The sequence below is a fragment of the Roseateles sp. P5_E11 genome (genome assembly GCF_054049355.1).
In genome coordinates this window covers 1-6,253 of sequence record NZ_JBFUMO010000348.1, presented here as the reverse complement: position 1 = coordinate 6,253, position 6,253 = coordinate 1, and the positions used below count along the sequence as shown (strand labels likewise).

Here is a 6,253-nt window from a genome sequence, read left to right as displayed (position 1 = left end):
GCATGCCTACGAGCCGCAGGAAGAGTCCTTCACGGCATCCGCGCCCCTGGACGCGCTGCCTGTGCCAGCCCTGCACGACACCCTCGCCGGCGACCTGGATGACCAGGTCACCGTGGCTGCTGATCTGCCGGAGTCCGTCGTTGATCTCGCCGATCTTGTCGACCTGGCCGAACCCCTCGTCGAGCCCATTGCCGAGCCGGCCGCAGAGACGGTTGCCGAGGCTGTGCCGCAAACCGAGCCTGCCCCGCTGCTGGCGGCCGACGACGAGCCCGAGCCGGGCCTGCCCGACCACATCGAGCCCGACCTCTATCCCATCTTCGAGGAGGAAGGGCGCGACCTGCTGGAACAACTGCACGGTGCGCTGCGCGACTGGTTGGCCCATCCGGGCGAGCTGGGCCGTTCCGACGCCTGCATGCGTGCCCTGCACACCTTCAAGGGCGGCGCCCGCCTGGCCGGCGCCATGCGCCTGGGCGAGCAGGCCCACAACCTCGAATCCGCCATCGAGAACCTGCTGAGGGCCGGCAGCGCCAACCACGGCCAGGTCCAGGCGCTGCAGCATGAGGGTGATGCCCTCGAGCACGCCTTCGAGGAACTCGGTCGCCGGCTCGCATCTGCCGCCGTGCCGGCCGCGCCGGCCATCGTCGCCCCGCCGCCGCCGGCACCCGCTGCCAAGCCGCCGGTCGTTGTCGAGGCGGCTGCGCCGGCGCCTGAACCCGAGCGCCTGTTGGCCGAGATTGCCCAAGCCGATGTGYGGCCGGTCGCATCCACCTTCGTCGAGAAGCCCGCCGAACCAGCGCGCGAGATCGACTGGAGCCGCTTCACCGACACCGCCGAGGTCGCTGCCGGCAGCGACAACCTCGCCATCGGCCAGGCCTTGGTGCGTGTGCGCGGCAGCCTGCTGGAGCGCATGGCCACGCAGGCCGGCGAGGTCAGCATCCGCCGTGCGCGGATGGAGTCCGAGCTGGTCCAGATGAAGGGCGCGCTGCTTGACCTGGACGACAACCTGGAGCGCCTGCGCGCCCAGCTGCGCGAGCTGGATCTGCAGGCCGAGGCCCAGATGCACGCCCAGCAAGAGGCGGCGCAGCAGGGCGGCCGCGAGTTCGACCCGCTGGAGTTCGACCGCTACACGCGCTTCCAGGAACTGACCCGCATGCTGACCGAGTCGGTGGGTGACGTGGCCACGCTGCAGCGCACACTGGGCCGCAACGTCCAGACCGGCGAAGACGAGCTGGCCGCGCAATCCCGGCTGACGCGCGAGCTGCAGGACGACCTGCTGCGCACCCGCCTCGTCGACTTCGACAGCATCGGCGAGCGCATGCACCGCGTCGTGCGGCAGGCTGCCCGCGATGCCGGCAAGCAGGTCAAGCTGGAGATCACCGGCGGCCAGACCGAACTGGACCGCTCGGTGCTGGAACGTACCGCTGGGGCCTTCGAGCATCTGCTGCGCAACAGCGTCGCTCACGGCATCGAGTCGCCCGAGGTGCGCGCGGCTTCGGCCAAGGACCCGGTCGGCACGTTGCGCATCGAGGTCAGCCAGCACGGCAACGAAGTGCTGCTGAATTTCTCCGACAACGGCGCCGGCCTCAACCTCGGACGCATCCGCGAGCGCGGCCTGCAGCTCGGGTTGATCTCGCCCGACGCCGAGCCTGACGACGCGCAGCTCAAGCGCCTGATCTTCGCGCCGGGCTTCTCCACGGCCARCCAGGTGACCGAGTTGAGCGGCCGCGGCATTGGCATGGACGTCGTGCGTGCCGAGGTCGGCACGCTGGGCGGCACCATCGAAACCACGTCGACCACCGGCCAGGGCACCAGCTTCCTGCTGCGCCTGCCGCTCACCACGGCGCTGACGCAGGTCGTGCTGCTGAAGAGCTCCGACCAGGTCATCGCCGTCCCCGCGGCGCTGATGCAGTCAGTGCAGCGCGTGCCCGTCGATGCAGTCGAGGCGGCCTATGCCACCGGCAAGCTGCAGCATGGCGGTGTCGAGATGCCCTTCTACTGGCTGGGCGGCCTGCTCGGCCACGCGGGCCGTGGCCATGTCCATGGCCGCCACACCCATGTGGTGCTGGTGCGCAGCGCCCAGGGAGCACTGGCCCTGCACGTGGATGAGGTCGTCGGCAACCAGGAAGTCGTCGTCAAGAACCTCGGCGCCCAGCTCAATCGCGTACCGGGCCTGGCGGGCATCAGCCTGCTGGCTTCGGGCGAGGTGGCGCTGATCTACAACGTCGTGGCACTCGCCGACTGGTACGGCCTCGACGCCCAGGCCCGCCTGGCGGCGGCCCATGCCATGTCGCTGGGCGAAACGCCGCAGCAGGCCGCACCGGTCGTCGAGACGGTGACGCAGGCGCCGCTCGTCCTCGTCGTCGACGACTCGCTGACGGTGCGTCGCGTGACCCAGCGCTTCCTGGAGCGCGTCGGCCTGCGCGTCATGCTGGCCAAGGACGGCCTGGATGCGATGGAGAAGCTGTCGGGTGACGAGTTGCCTTCGGTGGTACTGTCCGACATTGAAATGCCCCGTATGGACGGTTTCGACCTGGTGCGCAACATGCGCGCCGACTCGCGGCTGGCTGCTCTGCCCGTCATCATGATCACCTCGCGCATTGCCCAGAAGCACCGCGACTACGCGGCTCAGCTGGGTGTCGACCACTACCTGGGCAAGCCCTACGATGAGGAGTATCTGCTCGGGTTGATCCAGCAGTTCACCCAGCAGGCCGTGGCGGCCTGAGCACCCCCCCATGTCCCAGGTTGTCGACCATCTTGCTGAACTGACCGGTTTTCGTGACCGGGATGTCATGGACGTCACCCTGGTCATGGCGCTGCGTGACCTGCTGGAGCCCGAGTCCGTCGCGATCTACCGCAGCGTCGGCGAGCCGGGCGACGAACGTTGGCTGACCCGTGCCCATCTGCGCGCGGGTGATGCGGTCGCGTCGGCCGACCCGCTGTGGGCCAAGCCTGGTGCGCTGCCGAAGGCGACCGACCATCCGCTGCGCCTGGAGGCCATGCGCAGCCGCAGCGTCACCCAGGTGGCCCAGGGCGGCCAGTGGCTCTACCTCTTCCCGATTGCGACCGACCGCGACGTCATCGGCGTCATCGAGATCCTGTCCACGCGGCGCCTGGGCACGGGCGCGCAGCGCATGGTCAGCAGCGTGCTGCGGATCTATCACAACTTCCAGGGCCTGCTCGACTACTCCGAGCGTGACACGCTGACGGGGTTGCTGAACCGCAAGACCTTCGACGAGAGCTTCCTGAAGGTGTTGTCGGACATCCCGACGCGTGCCGACGTGACGCACGAGGCCGAGGACCGCCGCCACGAGACGGCCATCCAACACTATGTGCTCGGCGTGATCGACATTGATCACTTCAAGACCGTCAATGATCGCTTCGGGCACCTGATCGGCGACGAAGTGCTGTTGTTGCTGTCGCGCCTGATGCGCGGCTCTTTCCGCTTTCACGACATGCTCTATCGCTTCGGCGGCGAGGAGTTCGTCGTGCTGATGCGCTRCGACGAGGAGATCCACGCGGGCGAGGCCTTCGAGCGCCTGCGCCTGAACACCGAACGCTACGCCTTCCCGCAGGTGGGCCGCATCACCGTCAGCATCGGCTTCACCGAGGTGCGCCCGGGCGACGGGCCAGCCGATGCCTTCGAGCGCGCCGACAAGGCGGTCTATCACGCCAAGGGCCATGGTCGCAACCAGGTCCACAACTACGCGGCCCTGGTGGCCAGCGGCGTGATCCAGGAATCGGCACAGCTCAGCGACGTCGAGCTGTTCTGAAGCCGCCGCGCTGAAGCATTCGTCACCCGCACAAGACCGCAGGCTGACCTTTTTGCTCTCCGTTCATCGCCTGACGACGGCGTAGCGGGCCAGCGTGCGCTCCCGTGCGATGGCGTGGTCGACGATGGGGCGCGGGTAGACGCTGCCCTGCATCTGCAGCGGCGCGCGCGCCCAGGGCTCGTGGATGGTCTTGGCCGGCAGCTCCGCCAGTTCGGGGCAGTAGCGGCGGATGAAGCGGCCCTGCGCGTCGAACTTCTCGCTCTGGCTCACCGGGTTGAAGATGCGGAAATAGGGCTGGGCGTCGCAGCCGCTGCTGCTGGCCCATTGCCAGCCACCGTTGTTGGCCGCGAGGTCGAAGTCCAGCAGTTGCTGCGCGAAATAAGCCTCGCCGCGTTGCCAGGCGATGCCGAGATCCTTGGTCAGGAAGCTGGCTGTCACCATGCGCAGGCGGTTGTGCATATAGCCCGTCTGGTTGAGCTGGCGCATGGCGGCGTCCACCAGCGGGTAGCCGGTGCGGCCCTCGCACCAGGCGGCGAACAGCGCGTCGGCTTCAGCGCCCGTCTCCCAACGGATGGCGTCGTACTCGGGCTTGAAGGCCGCCGTCATCGCATGCGGGTGGTGGTGCATGACCTGGTGATAGAAGTCGCGCCAGATCAGTTCTGACAGCCAGACCTCGGCGCCATGTTCGCCGCCCAGCATCCGCTGGTGCGCGATGYGCGCGAGGCGCCGGATCGACACCGTGCCGAAGCGCAGGTGCACGCTTAGATAGCTCGGCCCCTTCATCGCCGGGAAGTCCCGCCTGCTGTCATACGCGTCGATGCGGTTCAGGAAGTCCTCCAGCAGCGCCTCGGCGCCGCGGACGCCCTGGCCGACATGCTCGGTCAGCCCGGCGGGCTTGAAGCCGATTTCTTCGAGTTTGGGGATCTCAGTGGCCAGCTTGCTCTTCGCCAGCGCATGCGCATGCCGCTCGGTGGGATAGCTGCCCAGATAGAACTCATCGACCTTGCGCAGCCAGGCGTTCTTGTAGGGTGTGAACACGCTGTACGGCCCACCCGCGGCCGTCATGACCTCGCCGCGCTCGAAGATGACATGGTCCTTGAAGGTGCGCAGCTCGGCATTGAGGGGTTTCAGCAGGTCGGCCACCAGCGCGTCGCGCATCAGCGCCTGCGGTTCGTCGTCGTGGTTGGTGAACACGGCCTGCACGCCCAGCTCGGCCACCAGGCGCGGGATCTGGTCCGCCGCAAAGCCATGCCGCACGATCAGCGCCCCGCCGAGCTTGCGCAGGTCCTCGTCCAGCACCTGCAGCGCGCCCAGGATGAACTCGACGCGTCGGTCTGCGCGTGGCAAGGCGTCGAGGATGTCGCGGTCCAGGACGAATGCGCAGAAGACCTGTTTCGCGCTGCGCAGCGCGTGATACAGCGCGGCCTGGTCGCCCGCGCGCAGGTCGCGGCGAAACCAGACAAGAGCGCGGTCAAGGTGAGCAGGCATGGGCGCAGATTAAGGTCTTTGCACGCCCGCCCAGGCTGGGCGACCTCGGCAAGCACCAGTCTCCCGGGCGATAAAGCGCTGAAGCGCAAAGCGGCCAGAATAAAATGCCGCCATGCCCGCCGACCGGATCGTCCTGACCAACCAATTCCTCATCGCCATGCCCGGCATGGCCGACGAGGCCTTCGCAGGCACCGTGGTCTACCTCTGCGAGCACAACGACAACGGCGCCCTGGGCCTCGTCATCAACAAACCCATCTCTCTGACGCTGGGCAATCTGTTCGAGAAGGTCGAACTCAGCCCACCGGCCGAACCGCTGGCCGACAGCCCCGTCTTCTATGGCGGCCCGGTGCAGACCGACCGCGGTTTCGTGCTGCACGAGCCGCTGGACGAAGAGGGTGGCCACTACAACGCCACGCTGGCCGTGCCCGGCGGCCTGGAGATGACGACCAGCCGCGACGTGCTTGAAGCGCTCTCCAACGGCGCCGGCCCCAGGAAGATCTTTGTCACGCTCGGCTACAGCGGCTGGGCCGCGGGCCAGCTTGAAGAGGAAATCGGCCGCAACGGCTGGCTGACGGTGGACGCGGCGCCCGAGATCATCTTCGACACGCCGGTGGAGCAGCGCTACGAGCGCGCACTGGCCCTGCTGGGCGTGGACCCACGCATGCTCAGTTCGGACGCGGGGCACGCATGATGGCGGCGTTGGCGCCGTCGCATCAGATCTTTCTTGCTTTTGACTTTGGCACCCGACGCATCGGCGTCGCCTCGGGCACGCGCTTGCTCGGTTCGGCCGAGCCGCGTGCCACGGTCAGGAGTGGCGATTTCGACGCGATTGCCGCCCTCGTCAAGACCTGGCAGCCCGACGCCCTCGTCATCGGCGTGCCGCGCCACCCCGACGGCGCGCCCCACGAGATGACGGCCAAGGCACAGAATTTCGGTCGCCGGCTGGCCGGGCGCCATCACCTGCCGGTCTTCGAAGTGGACGAGCGCTACACCAG

5 protein-coding genes are annotated in these 6,253 nt (G+C 68.0%); 4 read left to right on the top strand and 1 reads right to left on the bottom strand.

The genetic code is table 11. The features are described 5' to 3' along the window. Together ACXJKR_RS21475 and ACXJKR_RS21470 are read left to right on the top strand one after the other, a co-directional pair. Positions 1 to 2,722, top strand: a 2,722-nt coding sequence (locus ACXJKR_RS21475) for a hybrid sensor histidine kinase/response regulator (protein WP_457324551.1), incomplete at its 5' end; no start/stop codon positions are given. Between the two features lie 10 nt (positions 2,723 to 2,732). Next, positions 2,733 to 3,770, top strand: a complete 1,038-nt coding sequence (locus ACXJKR_RS21470; RefSeq protein ID WP_457324550.1) for a GGDEF domain-containing protein — start codon at positions 2,733 to 2,735, stop codon at positions 3,768 to 3,770. A 63-nt stretch (positions 3,771 to 3,833) separates the two neighbouring features. Here ACXJKR_RS21470 and ACXJKR_RS21465 read toward each other — a convergent pair whose 3' ends face one another. After that, positions 3,834 to 5,258 carry a cryptochrome/photolyase family protein gene (locus ACXJKR_RS21465; protein ID WP_457324549.1) on the bottom strand — a complete coding sequence of 475 codons (1,425 nt, stop codon included), beginning with the start codon at positions 5,256 to 5,258 and terminating at the stop codon, positions 3,834 to 3,836. A gap of 112 nt (positions 5,259 to 5,370) precedes the next feature. Between ACXJKR_RS21465 and ACXJKR_RS21460 the strand changes: the two genes are divergently transcribed. Beyond that, entirely contained in the window at positions 5,371 to 5,949 is a 579-nt protein-coding gene (locus tag ACXJKR_RS21460; protein ID WP_056199455.1) for a YqgE/AlgH family protein, read from the top strand. Then, a partial coding sequence (gene ruvX / locus ACXJKR_RS21455; protein WP_457324548.1) for a Holliday junction resolvase RuvX occupies positions 5,949 to 6,253 on the top strand: 305 nt, incomplete at its 3' end. The genes ACXJKR_RS21460 and ruvX, both read left to right, overlap by 1 nt.